14 protein-coding genes are annotated in these 16,181 nt (G+C 40.1%); 10 read left to right on the top strand and 4 right to left on the bottom strand.

Features of this window, described 5'->3' with window-relative positions; genetic code table 11:
- Nucleotides 1-49: 49 nt before the first annotated feature.
- Nucleotides 50-1,384 (top strand): argininosuccinate lyase, encoded by a 1,335-nt coding sequence (gene argH, locus GD597_RS07355; RefSeq protein WP_171607189.1) that lies wholly within the window; start codon nucleotides 50-52, stop codon nucleotides 1,382-1,384.
- Between the two features lie 186 nt (nucleotides 1,385-1,570).
- Here argH and GD597_RS07350 read toward each other — a convergent pair whose 3' ends face one another.
- Nucleotides 1,571-2,614 carry a GNAT family N-acetyltransferase gene (locus tag GD597_RS07350; protein ID WP_171607188.1) on the bottom strand — a complete coding sequence of 348 codons (1,044 nt, stop codon included), beginning with the start codon at nucleotides 2,612-2,614 and terminating at the stop codon, nucleotides 1,571-1,573.
- 213 nt (nucleotides 2,615-2,827) lie between these two features.
- Between GD597_RS07350 and GD597_RS07345 the strand changes: the two genes are divergently transcribed.
- The 7 genes from GD597_RS07345 (at nucleotide 2,828) to GD597_RS07315 (ending at nucleotide 9,851) form a co-directional block, all read left to right on the top strand.
- Nucleotides 2,828-3,325, top strand: coding sequence for an SRPBCC family protein (locus GD597_RS07345; protein ID WP_171607187.1), 498 nt, complete (start codon nucleotides 2,828-2,830; stop codon nucleotides 3,323-3,325).
- A gap of 53 nt (nucleotides 3,326-3,378) precedes the next feature.
- Nucleotides 3,379-4,413 carry an MBL fold metallo-hydrolase gene (locus GD597_RS07340; RefSeq protein ID WP_171607186.1) on the top strand — a complete coding sequence of 345 codons (1,035 nt, stop codon included), beginning with the start codon at nucleotides 3,379-3,381 and terminating at the stop codon, nucleotides 4,411-4,413.
- 262 nt (nucleotides 4,414-4,675) lie between these two features.
- Nucleotides 4,676-5,188: a hypothetical protein gene (locus GD597_RS07335; protein ID WP_171607185.1), complete on the top strand. Its 513-nt coding sequence runs from the start codon at nucleotides 4,676-4,678 to the stop codon at nucleotides 5,186-5,188.
- 237 nt (nucleotides 5,189-5,425) lie between these two features.
- A complete protein-coding gene (locus GD597_RS07330; RefSeq protein WP_171607184.1) occupies nucleotides 5,426-6,868 on the top strand; it encodes an amidohydrolase in 1,443 nt (480 codons plus the stop codon).
- Between the two features lie 253 nt (nucleotides 6,869-7,121).
- Nucleotides 7,122-8,288: a cation:proton antiporter gene (locus GD597_RS07325; RefSeq protein WP_171607183.1), complete on the top strand. Its 1,167-nt coding sequence runs from the start codon at nucleotides 7,122-7,124 to the stop codon at nucleotides 8,286-8,288.
- 197 nt (nucleotides 8,289-8,485) lie between these two features.
- Nucleotides 8,486-9,079, top strand: a complete 594-nt coding sequence (locus GD597_RS07320) for a hypothetical protein (protein ID WP_171607182.1) — start codon at nucleotides 8,486-8,488, stop codon at nucleotides 9,077-9,079.
- A 211-nt stretch (nucleotides 9,080-9,290) separates the two neighbouring features.
- Nucleotides 9,291-9,851: an AraC family transcriptional regulator gene (locus GD597_RS07315; RefSeq protein WP_171607181.1), complete on the top strand. Its 561-nt coding sequence runs from the start codon at nucleotides 9,291-9,293 to the stop codon at nucleotides 9,849-9,851.
- Between the two features lie 124 nt (nucleotides 9,852-9,975).
- On the opposite strand, the gene GD597_RS07310 is transcribed toward GD597_RS07315, so the two are convergent.
- Nucleotides 9,976-10,656: a carbohydrate-binding protein gene (locus GD597_RS07310; RefSeq protein ID WP_171607180.1), complete on the bottom strand. Its 681-nt coding sequence runs from the start codon at nucleotides 10,654-10,656 to the stop codon at nucleotides 9,976-9,978.
- Between the two features lie 5 nt (nucleotides 10,657-10,661).
- On the bottom strand, nucleotides 10,662-11,297 hold the full coding sequence (locus GD597_RS07305) for a hypothetical protein (RefSeq protein WP_171607179.1): 636 nt from the start codon (nucleotides 11,295-11,297) through the stop codon (nucleotides 10,662-10,664).
- Nucleotides 11,298-11,762: 465 nt separating this feature from the next.
- Here GD597_RS07305 and GD597_RS07300 point away from each other — a divergent pair, with 465 nt between their 5' ends.
- Both GD597_RS07300 and katG read left to right on the top strand, forming a co-directional pair.
- A complete protein-coding gene (locus GD597_RS07300) occupies nucleotides 11,763-12,065 on the top strand; it encodes a DUF1905 domain-containing protein (protein WP_171607178.1) in 303 nt (100 codons plus the stop codon).
- Nucleotides 12,066-12,258: 193 nt separating this feature from the next.
- The gene (katG, locus tag GD597_RS07295; RefSeq protein ID WP_171607177.1) at nucleotides 12,259-14,487 is read left to right on the top strand and encodes a catalase/peroxidase HPI; all 2,229 of its coding nucleotides are present in this window, start codon (nucleotides 12,259-12,261) and stop codon (nucleotides 14,485-14,487) included.
- A gap of 240 nt (nucleotides 14,488-14,727) precedes the next feature.
- On the opposite strand, the gene GD597_RS07290 is transcribed toward katG, so the two are convergent.
- Nucleotides 14,728-15,501: an HNH endonuclease gene (locus GD597_RS07290; protein ID WP_171607176.1), complete on the bottom strand. Its 774-nt coding sequence runs from the start codon at nucleotides 15,499-15,501 to the stop codon at nucleotides 14,728-14,730.
- Nucleotides 15,502-16,181 lie beyond the last annotated feature (680 nt).

Here is a 16,181-nt window from a genome sequence, read left to right as displayed (position 1 = left end):
TTCCGGCAGCAGGGTGCTGTGGGGGTTGGAGTTGGCAGTAAGTTGTAACATGAAACTCTGGGCAAAAAATACCGTCTCTTTAAAAGAAGTAGAACACTTTACAGTGGGTAACGACCGCGACTTTGATTTGTTGCTGGCACCATACGATGTATTGGGAAATATTGCTCATGCCAAAATGCTGGCCACCGTAGGGTTATTAACCCTGGAAGAAGCTGCCATGCTAACTGCCGAGCTAAAAAATATTTATACCACTACCCAACAGGGCGCTTTTACCATAGAAGATACTATTGAAGATGTACACTCACAGGTAGAATACCTGCTTACACTAAAATTGGGCGATACAGGTAAAAAAATACATGCAGCCCGCAGCCGTAACGATCAGGTATTGGTAGATGTAAAATTGTTTTTACGTGCCCAGGTAGAACAAACCGTGCAATCGGTACAATCTTTATTTGAATTACTGATAACACAAAGTGAGAAATTTAAAAACGATTTATTACCTGGCTATACGCATTTACAACTGGCCATGCCCTCTTCTTTTGGGTTATGGCTGGGTGCTTATGCCGAAAGTCTGGTGGATGATACCATACAGCTGAAGGCCGCTTACGATATGGTAAATAAAAACCCATTGGGTTCTGCGGCTGGCTATGGCTCATCATTTCCTATTAACAGAACACTTACTACCCAACTGCTGGGATTTGCCGAACTAAATTACAATGTGGTTTATGCGCAAATGGGTCGTGGTAAGGCAGAAAGAATCGTAGCTATGGCACTGGCCAATGTGGCCGATACACTGGCCCGTTTATCAATGGATGCCTGCCTGTACCTGAACCAGAATTTTGGCTTTATCAGTTTCCCGGCCGAGCTTACTACAGGCAGCAGTATTATGCCCCATAAAAAAAATCCCGATGTATTTGAACTCATCCGTTCAAAATGCAACCAGATAAAAGCCCTGCCCAACGAGATTATGATGATGACCACCAACCTGCCCAGTGGTTACCACCGCGATTTGCAATTGCTAAAAGAACATTTGTTCCCAGCATTTGATACCCTGCGCAGCTGTATAGATATGATGGGTTTAATGCTCACCAATATGCAGGTAAAACAAGATATACTACAGGATGAAAAATACAAATACCTGTTTAGTGTAGAAGAGGTAAATAAACTGGTATTACAGGGTACACCTTTCAGAGATGCGTATAAACAAGTGGGGCTGGCCATAGAAGCCGGTAATTTTACTTACGATATTCACCTGCAGCATACACACGAAGGCAGTATGGGTAATTTATGTAACCCACAAATACAAGCCATGATGCAACAGGTGCTAAGTGGTTTTAATTTTACCCAATACCACAATGCTATTAATGCCTTACTGGCTGAGTAAAGTGATGGCGTACAAGAGTGCGACGCAACCGGGCTTCCTATGGGTTATATTGCCCGGCCAATAAAAATACTTGCCAGTATTTGATTGTATAACTTATGGGCCCGGCATGGGTAATTTTGGCGGCTGCACTTGCGTCGCACACTGCACCGTTCTTCCCTTGTGGCAGCAAAACAGCCAATATTAATTTTACAATTGATCCATTTGCTCCAAAGCCGTGGTAGCTTCAATCATTTCTGCTATACTGGCGGATGCAAAAAACTCCCCCTCTGTTTTAAGCAGGTGGGCGCCAAATATAGTGCTGCCGGTTATTTGGGTATCAATATCAATGATAGAAGTGCATTGCAACAAGTGAAATTTTTCGTCAAGAAAATTATATACAACCAATCTTAAATGTTCGTCTTCTATATTGTGCTGCAGCGATAAAAACACCGGAAAATCAAAAAGCGGTATCATAATCTGCGCATCCAGGTTGGCATCAAAATACCGGTAATACCAAATATGCGAACGAATATTTTTTTGGGTAAAAGCAGTATGCAACTGCTGTAATTTTTCTACCATTATTTGCAGCGGATTGGCCGCTGCATTAAAATTTGCAATAGGCAGCCAAGCCTGTTTGGTAATGTGCAAGTATTGCATACCTGCAGTACCAATGGTTAATTTATAATCAAACACACCATAACCCGGCGCAAAATAACCCGGGTAAAAATAGTGCAGTCCCAACCCCTTACAGTAATCCATTTTTAAATGAATAAGTAGTTTGCCGGGGCTGTATTTTTTATAATCAGGGTGGTAAATATTGGTAATACCTTCTGCGCTGTGTTGTCCAATATCAAAAAAGCCTGCGGCAATCAACAGGTCTCCATCATAAATATGTACGGTATGCGTATTAAAACGATTATGGGTTTCTGTGCCCTGTAAATGTTTCTCCAGTGTTTCTGATAATTCAAAGCTAATCTGTTCCAGATACAGGCTATATAAAGTCTCCAGCTCAGGGGTTATTACTGTGGGTGCCACCACTACCCGAAACCGGTTTTTTAGTTTCTTTTGTTCTTTGGGTAAACCAATATTGGCCAATACCACCCTTAGCCAAATAGCGTCGTAAAACCTGTTTTGAAAACAAAGAAAATGTGTGGTAAAAACGGTTTGCCGCATTCTAAACCATCCTTTCTCCAACAAGGTATCCAGGGCAGCAGGTGTTATAGTTGCCGGGTAAATAATTTGAGCAAACATGATAATTCCTTTCTTTCTTTTGTGGAAAGTTAGCCAATACCGCACATATTTTAGTGCATGGTTTACATATATCTGTATTTGTATTGTGTTGTAAAATAGCAGATGAATTACCCTGCCATAAAACAACCATTACCATGTTGCCTAAAATAAACCCCTTTGTCTGCAACTTAATAGCACTAATATTGTTTAGTGTGTAATCTAAGCAGTATTTATATGAGCAAAGTTTATTCCATAAAAACAGTACAGCAAATTCCGGTAGATATTGATACTGCCTGGGAGTTTTTTAGTCGCCCCGATAATTTAAAACATATTACCCCGGCCAATCTGGGTTTTAATATCATCAGCAATCACCATGGCGATACCATGTACCCCGGACAAATAATTGAATATACCGTAAAACCTGTTTTGGGTATTCCCTTATACTGGATGACGGAAATAACCCATGTGCTGGATAAACAATATTTTGTAGATGAACAACGCTATGGCCCCTATAGCATGTGGCACCACCAGCACCATTTTAAACCCATAACCGGTGGTGTAGAAATGACGGATATTGTACATTATAAAATTCCATTTTGGGTAGCCGGCGATATTGCCCATACCTTGTTTGTAAAAGCGCAGCTACAGCAAATCTTCAACCACCGTTTTATAGTGGTAGAAAAGCGTTTTGGCAAAGTGCCGGGACAGGTAAATACGGTAATATTCAGTTAATTTAGGCAGGGCATTCGGACAACTGTATTATTTTGGGGTAAAACTGCGGCACCATGTCTATCTTAAAAATATTTGGCAGCAACCCTTCGGGCAAACACCTCGAAGCATTAATGCAATCGCCCAATTACCAAAAATCAGGCTTTACCAATATTTCCGTAACACCGGTAATGAGTGAGGATGGTTCATTTATAAAAACTACCAGAGATTATATCAATAAACCCAAAACCACCGCACCGCCAGCGCCATTGCCGTTTATAAAAACCAATTTGCACCAGTTAAATGGCACAGATCCGGTAATTGTATGGTTTGGGCATTCTTCTTATTTCATCAGGGTTGGGGGCAAGAATTTTTTAATCGACCCGGTTTTTAGTGGCAATGCCGCACCGTTTTCTTTTATGGTAAAAGCATTTCCCGGCAGCAATGAATATACCGTTGCCGATATGCCGCCCATCGATTACCTCATCCTAACCCACGACCATTACGATCACCTGGATTATCATACCATTATACAATTACAGCCAAAAGTCAATTCAGTATATTGTTCGCTGGGTGTAGGTGCACACCTGCAATTTTGGGGTTATCCCGCAGCTATTATACACGAGATGGATTGGTGGCAAACCCATCAACTAGACACAGGTATACAGCTTACCGCAGCCCCGGCCCGGCATTTTTCCGGTAGGGGCATGGTAAGGGCAAAAACATTATGGTCTTCCTTTGTGCTCGAAGCCGCCGGTTACCGCCTTTATCTGGGTGGAGATTCTGGTTACGATACCCATTTTAAAGCAATAGGCAACCGCTTTGGTAGGTTTGATATAGCCATTCTCGAAAGCGGCCAGTACAACCCCTCCTGGGCGCATATACATATGATGCCCGAGCAAACCGTACAAGCCGCTGCCGACCTGAATGCCGCTCTGTTACTCCCCGTGCACTGGGCAAAATTTACGCTGGCCCTGCATCCCTGGAACGAGCCGGTGCAACGCGTACTGGCTCATGCAGCCCAATTAAATATACCCGTAACCACACCAAAAATAGGCGAGCCGGTCATCATCAATCAGGCTCATCCCAATAGCCATTGGTGGCAATTTTAGATGGTAATTATTGGCCAGGCAAAAGCACTGCTATTTTACTTTACTTGCGTCGCACTCTTGTACGGTAGGATACTTTGGGCGGCTTAACAAACAGCCGAATGAGTATTTGACGTTGGTAGTATAATTCTATTCACAGGTGTAAAGTATAAAAAAGTCTTTCATAAATGAGGTAGTAATTTTAATCAATCGAGAGGCTATTTTATGTTATTGATTATAGCTACTAAATTTGATTTACAGGCGTATAAAAGCTATCCTTTCTTTTATGTTTAAACTTCTCTTAAAAACATTTTATTACCAGAAAATAAATTATGAAGTAAACTATCCTAAAGAGAAACTAGTAGAAAGGATCGACTCCTTATTCTCCGATAAAAGTGGCCTATTTCAATCTCCAAACTTAATCGGAGAGTTTATTAACTTCCCGAATAGTTTTTCATTAGTACCAAAAAGGTCTCTTGCAGTAATTAGAAATTTTGAAAGGAGCGCCGCATATTTAAAAGGCACTATTGTGGAAACGGTTAATGGGAAAACCAAAATTGAAATTTTATTACGACCTAATTCAATTTTTGGAATGTTTTTTCTGTTTTTTGTTCCATTCAGTATGTATAATGTTTGCATTTATTTTTCTACAGCCGGAACTCCAAATAATTTGTATGTCGGGTTATTTATATTAATTGTTGCTCTACCGCTACAATTTGTCCTTGCAAGAGTTATGGCAAATGGATTGAGAAAAAATTTTGAAAAATACTTTAGTGCGCATAGAAAGGAAGGTGAGTAAAAACAGAAAATAATTGGTTTGCTGTAATAATTGCAATCAATTTTATATTACTATCAGCAATTAGCCGGCTATTTTAATGCTGTAAGGCTTATTCTTATTAACTTCCGTTGAATGTTTTCAATTCGCTGTGCTAATTCATAGGTTTTTTTAAAGCACTTTAATTGCATTTGGCTTTTTCGTTTTAAAGCGGCTTAAATACCACCATACCATCCAATAAAATTGATTATTTTAAATAATATGAAACAAATTCTTATCGCCATCCTAACAATAACCAGCACATTCCATTGCCTGGCACAAAGCAATAACAAAGCAATTGATGCTTTAAAAAATGAAACGGCACTATCTATTCAATCAGGGTTTGATGCCTATAAAAAAATTGCATTTAATATTTGGGAATATGCAGAACTGGGGTATAAAGAAAATAAAAGCGCAGCACTGCTGCGAAGTACATTAAAGGAAAATGGATTTACCGTAGAAGTAGGTGTAGCTGGTATTCCTACAGCATTTGTGGCAACCTATGGCAGCGGTTCGCCGGTAATTGGCATACTGGCTGAGTATGATGCATTGCCGGGACTATCACAGGATAATTCCCCTACAAAAACACCGGTTGCCAATAAAAATAGTGCACATGCCTGCGGCCATCATTTATTTGGCACCGGCTCCGTTGCTGCCGGAATAGCCATCAGCAAATTATTGGAAGCGGGCAAAATAAAAGGTACAATTAAAGTATTTGGTTGCCCTGCAGAAGAAGGCGGAAGCGGGAAAGTGTATATGGTAAGAGAAGGCCTATTTCAAAATGTAGATATTGTATTGCATTGGCATCCCAGCGACCACAATTCAGTAATGTATACCAGTGTATTGGCAAATAAATCAGCCAAATTCAGATTTTATGGCAATGCATCCCACGCATCAGTATCACCAGAACAGGGGCGTTCTGCATTAGATGCCGTAGAAGCAATGGATTATATGGTAAACATGATGCGGGAACATATACCACAGGAAACCCGTTTGCATTATGTAATTACCAATGGGGGCAAAGCACCCAATGTAGTACCCGAATTTGCGGAAGTATATTATTATGTAAGGCACCCGGATAAAACCATGGCTGTTTCTATTTTTGACAGAATTACCAAAGCAGCAGAAGGCGCAGCTATGGGTACAGAAACTAAAATGGAGTATGAAATTATTGGCGGTACCCACGACCTGCTGATTAATAAAACCCTGGCAGAAAATATGCAAACCAATTTGGAGAAAGTAGGTGGTGTAACCTATACTGCAGATGAAATTGCTTTTGCCAAAATCATTCAAACCAGTTTTTTAACCAATGAAACGCCCATCAATGCAGCTGCTACAGTACAGCCTTTGCATATCCAAAAAAACCAGGGATCAACCGATGTGGGGGATGTAAGTTATGTGGTACCAACAGTAGGTTTAGAAGCTGCTACCTGGGTGCCGGGTACCAGTTACCATAGCTGGCAGGCAGTTGCCTGTGGCGGCACCGATATTGGCATAAAGGGCATGATGATTGCTTCAAAAACAATGGCTTTTACAGCCATTGATTTATTTACAAATCCCGAATTAATAAAAAAGGCAAAACTGGAATTCCTTCAATCAAAAGGCAGTTACCAATACAAGGCTTTGCTGGGTGATAGAAAACCGGCATTGAACTATAGGGATTAATCCTACTATCATATCCATAACTGCCATGGTGCATCTATGCAAAAGGGTGCTGTATTGGTTTAGTAAGTGGTGTGCATAATTGCTTTTGGCATAGTTCTTATTAAGTATCATCCTAACAAATTATTGGGGGATTGAGGTAAGTGTACTTTTTTGTTAAACCCGCCATAATTTCTATAATATAGCATCAATCAAGGCCTTGCCCATACCGTTAATATTAAAGAGCGTATATAAATTCACAATACATTTACCAGCAATGACAACTACTATTATTATCACATTTTGTGTTTTGCTTTTAATCGCTTATGTTTTTGATCTTACATCATCTAAAACAAAAATTCCTGCTGTAATTCTTTTATTACTGTTAGGTTGGGCAGCCAGGCAACTTGCACAAGGGTTTAATATACAACTTCCTGATTTTTCTCCAATACTTCCTGTTTTAGGAACAATAGGGCTTATTTTGATAGTATTGGAAGGTTCATTGGAACTCGAACTTAATAAATCCAAATTTAAATTAATCAGGCAGTCGTTCTTCGGGGCTTTAATTCCGATGATGGCTTTGGCATTGCTGCTGGCATTTGCTTTTAGCTATTTTGGACACTTTAATTTTAAAGACAGTTTAACCAATGCAATTCCATTTTGTGTTATTAGCAGCGCTATAGCAATTCCAAGTGTTCGAAATCTTTCCTCCCACAGTAAAGAATTTGTGATTTATGAAAGCAGTTTTTCCGATATTTTGGGCGTGCTTATTTTTAACTTTCTGGCATTAAATGAAACAATTGATGCTGTTTCATTTGGCCACTTTGCCTTGCAACTGCTACTTATTATCATAGTATCTTTTGTTGCCACCATTGCACTTTCTTTTCTGCTGCATAAAATTGAACATCATATCAAATTTGTTCCTATTATTTTGTTAGTGGTTTTAATTTATGCTGTTTCCAAAATCTATCATTTACCCGGATTAATTTTTATTTTACTGTTTGGTTTATTTATTGGCAATCTTGATGAGCTAAAACAATTTAAATGGATAGAAAAATTCAAACCCGATGAATTGAATGTAGAAGTACATAAATTCAGGGAGTTGGTAGTAGAAGCTGCTTTTTTAATAAGGGCCCTATTCTTTTTGCTTTTCGGGTATTTAATAGAAACCGCTGAAGTGCTTAATACAAGCACCATTGTTTGGGCGGTAGCCATCGTATTTTCTATTTTCCTTTTTAGGGCTATTCAGTTAAAGCTTTCTAAACTTCCTGAGCAACCATTGTTATTTGTGGCTCCAAGGGGGCTGATAACTATATTGCTTTTTTTATCTATTGAAGCAACACAAACTATTTCACTTGTTAATAAAGCACTTATTATACAAGTCATTATACTTAGTGCTTTCATTATGATGATTGGATTAATGGCAAATAAACCCCAGCAATAATATACGGGGACAGATATATTCTACTTTTGTAACAATTGTGAAAATGAATGAATGGTCAGGAACGCTATTTGCTAAACCAGTTGCAACTTTAAATAGCTTCTATATGCCAAAATCACTTAAAATGATGACGAAGGGTAACTTGAAAATCTACACCTTTATCACACTCTTTTCGTTGATTCAACTGTAAAATAGAAACCATGACTCCGAAACAAATAGAGAGGATTCAAAAGAAAATTGCACGCATCAGGCAAACACTGGCCGCAGAAAAAAGAAGGTTTGGTTGCTATGATGACAGCAGGGGGCTGCGATACCTGTCCACACAGTATTTTATACAACTAGGTGATTATGCTGGCGGTTTGAGATATACCCGTTGGTTTGAAAAAAACTTTCCTGACGACTGTGGTTTCCCAGCTTTTTTATTTGAGTGGACAATCATTTTGTTTAAAACCGGTAAAACTAAAGCCGCAGAGAAAAAAGCATTTCAAACCTTTTGCAGTAATATATGGTTGTTCGATAAATATTTTGGTAAAATCACCATCCCTTTTGGCAAATTGGAAGGTTCAAACAAGGCGATACCTGCATTTATCGAAGATTTTCCTTATTCAAGCGAACAAGTTGAATTAGCAGACTTTTCTAACTGGCTAATTGCGCTCCTGAATACACCTGATTTTATCCTTTTAAGTAAAAAATATATTGATATTCAAATACGGCTAATTACAGAACGGGATTTAGATACCCGCTATTATTTGGTGCATACCGCAACTGAATTGGAGCAAACATTTAAACTGTAAATAATTATTGCCCCCGGGGGTAACTATTCCCTAAACATATAAAGCATATCCTTTAACAAATTCACATTTTTATTTTCAGGAATGCCTTTCAAAAAATACTTAACAACCCAAACGCAACTTAATGCGATACCTTAGCTATTTCAGTATAAAATCACTCCTAATCGGGTAAGTGCTGCACTTTATTTATCCATTCACCAGCAAAAGTTAACTTATGAAAATCTACATTAAAAATATGGCTTGTGAAAGCTGTAAAATCGTTGTTAAAGAAGCACTTGAAGAACTTGATATTGCCACAGCAAAAGTTGAGTTGGGTGAAATTGAAACCAAACAGGATGTTTCTGATGAGGAAAAAATGCAATTGAATAAAAAAATTAAAAAAGCAGGATTGGAGTTATTAGAGAAAAAGCAGGGCGTATTAATTGAACAAATCAGAAAAGTGATTATTAATTACATCTATAATTCCGATGAAAAACCTACTATTAAGTTTTCTGTTTTATTAAGCAAAGAGTTAGATCATACCTATACCTATTTATCTAATTTCTTTTCAGAGGTGGAAGCCATTTCTATTGAACAATATATGATTGCTTTAAAAATAGAGCGCACAAAAGAATTGATCATTTTTGGAGAAGATACTTTTTCCGAAATTGCCTATAAGCTACACTATAGCAGTGTTGCGCATTTATCAGCCCAGTTTAAAAAAGTAACCGGACTAACACCATCGCATTTTAAAGCATTAAAGAATAAAAGAAGAATCACCATTCAAAACATATAACTATTTAAATGCTTTCAAATTAGAGTACAGCTAGCTGCATAGCATTACCTGCGCACAAGAGTGCGACGCAACTGGGCTGCCATAGGTACAACTGTTTGGTACCCACAAATAAATAAGATGATGATTATTTGTCTATCCGAACAAAATCCAAAAATGCCAGGTTAGCACCGGCATTATATTTTAGTGTTAATAGTTGCAAACCTGCTGTAGGAAAATAAATTTCTCCAATGGTAGCCTGGGTCCAATAATGCCAGTTGCCGGTATCTTCCGGGAGTTTTAGCTGTACAGCCAGTTGGCCATTGAGCCATAGAGAAGACCGATTGTCTTTGTAGCCATAAACGGTGATGATTTTATATTTACCCGGTGCTTTCACATCTACTGTGTAATTGGTCCATTCACCATCTGCCTCCCACCCAATATATAATTGATTTACGGCCGGGTCTACTTTATTGGGATGGTTAAAATCAGCCCAATCTTTGGTATATGAAATATCAACCCCTTCGTTCTCTCTGAAAAAAGCGGTATAGTCGGTAATGCCCGGGCGTTTATGGCTGCCATAATCGTGCACTTCATGATTTAATTTGGCGCCTTCATTTTCTGGGGTGCTATCGTGGTAGGCAATGCCTTCACCGCCCAAATCATAGTAGGCAAGTTGCACCCTGCCTGGAATTGTCTGCGCACCCAATTGGTAATATTGATCCTTAAAAGGTTTGCCCTTATAGCCGGCAGGTATTTGTGCAAAAATTACACTGGTGCTGGCTGGTATAATAACCAAACAAAAGCAAATACCAAAAAGTACACGCATATGCATTATTTAAAAGGTTCGTAATTGGTAAGTTTTATATTATCAAACCAGGCTTCTATATAGCCTTTGGGGCTGCTGGCGCCTGATCTTAAACCCACTTCAAAGCACCTGCCGGTTGTTGTGTTTAAATCAAAATCAGCGGTAATTTTACCCCAGTTTTCATAGGTTAAATCGGCAAAACGTATTTTATAAAAGGTCCATTTATTGGCCACCACGGGCACCATGGTGGTAGCGCCCCATTTGCTGCTATGCCCCTTACTTAATACCAGATAATGCAGCAGTAAACTATCGCCCTGCCCGCCCTTGCACCAGAAAGAAAGCCAGGTGTTTTGCCGGAAAGCCGCCCAGCTGGCTTGCATACCTTCTACGGCAAATGTATCTGCTTTTAAATCGGTAAACCAGGTATGGGGTGGGTGGCCAGTAGTAGAATCCCACCGTACATAAAGACAAGTTTTTGAATGCTTATTTACCTGTTGGGTATTGTCGTCATAAGTAAAATGTACATTTCCGTTATCCCTCCACCATAATGTGGTGGATGGTTTGTTTTCAAAATCATTGATCATTATGGTTTGTTGATGCTGCCCAAACACCTGCGGCATAAACAGCACTATCATTAAAATATGTATCAGTAAAAATTTCATGTATTTTATAACGATTTTTATGGTGCTTACAGGTTCGGTTAAGGAACCAAACTAATAACTACCCTTGAAGATAATTAAAATACTATACCATTACTCACCCCCCCCCGCTGCATAGCATTACCCAATGCACAAGAGTGCGACGCAAGTAAAGCTGCACTATGCAACCACAGCCAGGTACAAACAACATCTCAATAATTGTACACTGCCAAAAATCTTGCTTTTAGCAATGCTGCCAATGTAATAAGCAAAAAAAAATGCCACCATTTACCATCCAGCCGCAAGCCGGTTGCTGTATTATATTTACCCTTGGCGCCCTTATATCAATGTCAAAAATTATTGATTTTCTTTACCTTGCCTACCACTGTTAAATGTTATTCAGCCAGGTACTACCAAACAAACAGTGCTATCAAAACAGCAGAAGAACTATTGCAATGCCAAACCATCAGTAAATTAAACAAGTAAATAATGACCATAAAGGGCATAGAATATCAGTTCACGGCAAGCCCCTGGCAATATAATGCGCCTGGCGGCTGGTATTTTGTGTCCCTGCCTGTAGCGCTGTCTGCCGAAATAAGAACTGCGCTTAAAATGGAAGAAGAAGGTTGGGGACGGTTGAAAGCAACGGCTTGCATTGGAAACAGCGAATGGAAAACAGCTATTTGGTTTGATACCAAACTAAATACCTATTTGCTACCGCTTAAAGCAGCCATTAGAAAAAAGGAACACCTAATACCAGGTATGCAGGTAAATATTGTGCTGTGGGTTTAAAAAGCAGTTCCGCTTCTTAGTCAAAGTTCCTGCCCCCTTCACCCCTCCCCACTCTCCCCCTAACCACTCACCCCTCACCACTCACCATCATATAGTTTCTCTCTATCAGAAAATAAATTAAATAGATAAACTCCTTTGTACAATCAGTGATAACTTTACAACTATTCCACACATTTACTTAAAACAAGAACATATGGATACGAACAACAATGCTGCCGGCGCCGTTGAAACCAGTGCCGCTAAATGCCCTTTTCATGGCGGGGCCCTTAAACAAAGTGCTGGCAACGGTACCAGAAATACCGACTGGTGGCCTAACCAGCTTAAATTAAACATCCTGCGACAGTATTCTTCCCTCTCCAATCCAATGGGCGAAGATTTTAACTACGTAGAAGCATTTAAAACACTTGACCTTGCTGCCATTAAAAAAGACATTTTTGAATTAATGACCACCTCTCAGGACTGGTGGCCAGCCGATTATGGCCACTATGGCCCTTTCTTTATCCGCATGGCCTGGCATAGTGCAGGCACTTACCGTATTTCTGATGGCCGCGGCGGTGGCGGCTTTGGTACCCAACGCTTTGCACCTTTAAACAGCTGGCCCGATAATGCCAACCTGGATAAAGCCCGTTTACTGCTTTGGCCTATTAAACAGAAATATGGCAAAAAAATCTCCTGGGCCGATCTAATGATCCTCGCCGGTAACTGCGCCCTGGAATCTATGGGACTAAAAACCTTTGGCTTCGCCGGTGGCCGTGCCGATGTTTGGGAACCTGCCGAAGATGTATACTGGGGTGCCGAAAAAGAATGGCTGGGCGATCAACGCTACACCGGCGACCGTGAACTGGAAAATCCGCTGGGTGCCGTACAAATGGGTTTAATATATGTTAACCCCGAAGGCCCCAATGGCAATCCTGATCCATTGGCATCGGCCCGCGATATTCGCGAAACCTTTGGCCGTATGGCTATGAACGATGAAGAAACCGTGGCATTAATTGCCGGCGGCCATACATTTGGTAAAACCCATGGCGCTGCCGATCCTGGCAAATACGTAGATAAAGAACCTGCCGCAGCCGCTATAGAAATGCAAAGCCTTGGCTGGAACAATACCTATGGTACCGGTAATGCCGGCGATACCATTACCAGTGGTTTAGAAGGTGCGTGGACAACCACCCCCACCAAATGGAGCAATAACTATTTCGAAAACCTCTTTGGCTTCGAGTGGGAATTAACCAAAAGCCCTGCCGGTGCCCAGCAATGGAAACCAAAAGATGGTGGCGGTGCAGGCACCGTGCCCGATGCACACGACCCTTCAAAAAAGCATGCGCCATTTATGCTTACAACGGATATTGCCCTAAGGGCCGATCCTGTTTATGAGAAAATATCCCGGCATTATTACGAAAACCCGGATGTGTTTGCAGATGCTTTTGCCCGTGCATGGTTTAAACTAACCCACCGCGATATGGGTCCAAAGGCCCGTTACCACGGCCCCGAAGTACCGGCCGAAGACCTCATTTGGCAGGATCCTATCCCCGCCCTTACCCATCAGCTGGTAAACGATGCAGATATTGCTGCACTTAAAAACAGTATATTGTCATCTGGCCTAACCGTATCGCAAATGGTATCAACTGCCTGGGCATCTGCCTCCACCTTCCGTGGGTCAGATAAACGCGGTGGTGCCAATGGTGCCCGCATACGCCTGGCGCCACAAAAATATTGGGAGGTAAACAACCCCACCCAATTATCCCATGTACTGTCAACCTTAGAAGGCATACAACAGGCATTTAACAATGCGCAAACCGGTCGTAGCATTTCTATGGCAGATATGATTGTGCTGGCAGGTTGTGCCGGTGTAGAACTGGCCGCAAAAAATGCAGGCCACCAGGTAACCGTACCATTTACACCCGGCCGTACCGATGCTTCGCAGGAGCAAACTGATGTGGAATCATTCGCTGTACTCGAACCCAATGCCGATGGTTTCCGCAATTATTTAAAACCCAAACACCGCGCTTCGGCCGAGGAATTGCTGATAGACAAAGCACAGCTACTCACCCTAACGGCACCCGAATTAACGGTGTTGATTGGCGGTATGCGGGTATTAAATACCAACTACAACCAAAGTGCACACGGTGTATTTACCCACCGTGCCGAAACGCTTACCAACGATTATTTTGTAAACCTGCTCGATCTGGGCATTAAGTGGTCTGCCACTACCGATGCGCAGGATACCTTTGAAGGCCGCGACCGTAAAACCGGCCAGCATAAATTTACCGGCACCCGTGTAGATCTTATAATGGGCTCCAATTCCGAGCTGCGTGCCCTGGCCGAAGTATATGCCTGCGAAGATGGTCAGCAGAAATTTGTAGCAGATTTTATTGCCGCTTTCACCAAGGTAATGAACCTGGACCGTTTCGATCTGGCATAAACCTACACATACAAATGCACATGCATCATACCTAAAAGGTGGTTTGGCAACAAGCCACCTTTTTTATGCCCGCCCCATCCGCCCCAACAGCAGTACCACTAAAATTATTGTAATAATTATGTACCCAGCAGCAGATCAATAATCAGGCATCCTTGCGTCGCACTCTTGTACGGCATGGCTTTGAGGGGCGGGGGGTGATGAATTATCTTTTAAGTTTATATGGGGAAACCTGAAATGATATTATTCTTTAAAAAGATTGTTATGAATTTTCAATAATTCCTTCGATGGCAAAAATTTATCTGGTAAAAGAATTGCTCTTCCTTCTAAGTTTGAAAAATTCTCTTGCAACATTGAAGGGGCATTTTTTAATTTGAGTTTTTTGGAAATTTTAATGGTATAATCATCTGCTGAAACTGTAATTAAGCATTTGTCAAATGCTCTATCGTGTAAAGCGTTTAAGCACAAGCCATTCATCGGATTTAGTCTATTTTTTTCATCTTTACTCCAAGCAACAATATGACTCGCAATTAATAAATCAGGATTAGTAATTCCACTTATACAACATGTATTATCATAGGTAGCCAAAATAATTGATCTAAAAATTGATTGGTTTACTCTTGTTTTTACCAGTCTTTCTTTTTCTACCCCTTCTCTTATTATTTCACTTATATCAATCTTATTTAACTTCTCGATAGTTGTATTTTTTGCTCCAGCTAATAGTTTTTCACTTTCAATTAAAGCTTCATCCCAATTATTATAAAACTCATCCCAAATTTGTTTGTCAAGCTTACTTGCATTTGATGCACCTTTTATTCCTCGTTCCTTCAGTGTTGGATCAAAACTTGCGAAATTTCCAAGTTTCAAAGCTATAGATGAAGGTGTTCTACCTATTAATCCAGCAAATTGTATTATCTCTTTATTGCCTTTATGCATTTTCCCAAATGGCAATTTGCAATAGAGATTAACAGCAAGTATCAATTCTTCTTTTGTCCATAATTTCTGCCCTTCTTTCATTGCACTTAAATTAGTTTACACAATTTAAGATAATAATCATTCCTCTTGCACTGCACAAATAAAGCCACACGATTTATTTAAACATTGATGAATAAGAAGTTTTGCATTGGTATGATAAAAGTCTGCAAGTGACTCACATCTTACACCACAAAATGGGCAAGTAAACGGTTGTTTATTCATCAAAAAAATTTGCAGTGCATTTAAATTATTTCGTTCCATCTTTTATTAGTGCAGTATTAAAAAAAGTGATTCCAACATTAATGTAAAAGAGTGAAATGATATTTGCCTTTAAGTCATCTTTCCTTCCATGCTTGTTCGTGTCATCGTCACTACTTCTTCTGCCTTATAGCAATTCTCAATTCAGCAAAAAGTAATACAAATGCATACTGCAGTAGTAAAAAAATAAACCAGCCAGTATTTCCAAATCCACTTACACAGAGGGAGGCGTGAGCCCGGACCAATGCGCGGAGCGTTCATGTGGTCCTTGATTTTTCTTTGGTTACTTTCTTTGCATCAAGGCAAAGAAAGTGACAAACACCGCAAAGAAACCACTTACAAAAAACAAAACAAGGCTTGATTCAAAGCACAAGCCTTAACAGTTTATTTAACTTAAAAGAAGGTAATATTTACACGCATCAAGATCAGGTGCTTGTTCTTTTTTGCTTGTCCAAAAAAGAACC

The organism is Limnovirga soli, assembly GCF_013106755.1.
Lineage (GTDB): Bacteria > Bacteroidota > Bacteroidia > Chitinophagales > Chitinophagaceae > Limnovirga > Limnovirga soli.
This window is presented reverse-complemented; position numbering and strand designations above follow the sequence as displayed.

Bases quoted from the DNA above. Each gene is read 5' to 3' on its own strand.
- GD597_RS07350 (WP_171607188.1), bottom strand. From the start codon at position 2,614: ATGTTTGCTCAAATTATTTACCCGGCAACTATAACACCTGCTGCCCTG.
- GD597_RS07290 (WP_171607176.1), bottom strand. From the start codon at position 15,501: ATGAAAGAAGGGCAGAAATTATGGACAAAAGAAGAATTGATACTTGCT.
- GD597_RS07345 (WP_171607187.1), top strand. From the start codon at position 2,828: ATGAGCAAAGTTTATTCCATAAAAACAGTACAGCAAATTCCGGTAGAT.
- GD597_RS07315 (WP_171607181.1), top strand. From the start codon at position 9,291: ATGAAAATCTACATTAAAAATATGGCTTGTGAAAGCTGTAAAATCGTT.
- GD597_RS07330 (WP_171607184.1), top strand. From the start codon at position 5,426: ATGAAACAAATTCTTATCGCCATCCTAACAATAACCAGCACATTCCAT.
- GD597_RS07310 (WP_171607180.1), bottom strand. From the start codon at position 10,656: ATGCGTGTACTTTTTGGTATTTGCTTTTGTTTGGTTATTATACCAGCC.
- GD597_RS07340 (WP_171607186.1), top strand. From the start codon at position 3,379: ATGTCTATCTTAAAAATATTTGGCAGCAACCCTTCGGGCAAACACCTC.
- katG (WP_171607177.1), top strand. From the start codon at position 12,259: ATGGATACGAACAACAATGCTGCCGGCGCCGTTGAAACCAGTGCCGCT.
- GD597_RS07325 (WP_171607183.1), top strand. From the start codon at position 7,122: ATGACAACTACTATTATTATCACATTTTGTGTTTTGCTTTTAATCGCT.
- argH (WP_171607189.1), top strand. From the start codon at position 50: ATGAAACTCTGGGCAAAAAATACCGTCTCTTTAAAAGAAGTAGAACAC.
- GD597_RS07300 (WP_171607178.1), top strand. From the start codon at position 11,763: ATGACCATAAAGGGCATAGAATATCAGTTCACGGCAAGCCCCTGGCAA.
- GD597_RS07335 (WP_171607185.1), top strand. From the start codon at position 4,676: ATGTTTAAACTTCTCTTAAAAACATTTTATTACCAGAAAATAAATTAT.
- GD597_RS07320 (WP_171607182.1), top strand. From the start codon at position 8,486: ATGACTCCGAAACAAATAGAGAGGATTCAAAAGAAAATTGCACGCATC.
- GD597_RS07305 (WP_171607179.1), bottom strand. From the start codon at position 11,297: ATGAAATTTTTACTGATACATATTTTAATGATAGTGCTGTTTATGCCG.